This window comes from Turicimonas sp. TL08, from assembly GCF_054660695.1.
The window spans coordinates 1-251 of record NZ_BAAGDP010000115.1 but is presented as its reverse complement, the minus strand read 5'-3'; the positions used below and the strand labels follow the sequence as shown (position 1 = coordinate 251).

Here is a 251-nt window from a genome sequence, read left to right as displayed (position 1 = left end):
AAAACATAAGCTGTCAACCGTAAACATTTCTTTCTCAACATATGCGAATCGAGGAAAGGTATTATCCTGGGTTTTAGATATCCTCATCAGACGTGGCCAGACAATTTTTGGTTTTAAAAAATCCTCCAAATAAGCGCAGTTACGAAGATTGTAAGGAGTATCTCCTTTATCTGCCCGTCGAGATAGTTTAGTTAGATACTGGTCTAAGTGAGCTTTAATTGAAGGCAAGTCTTCGACATGCACCCTTTTCC

At 39.0% G+C, this 251-nt stretch carries 1 protein-coding gene; it reads right to left on the bottom strand.

Going from position 1 to position 251, the window contains the following annotated elements; translation table 11 throughout:
• On the bottom strand, nt 1–251 hold a 251-nt coding region (locus ACYQ4O_RS13180; protein WP_460175896.1), incomplete at both ends, for a hypothetical protein.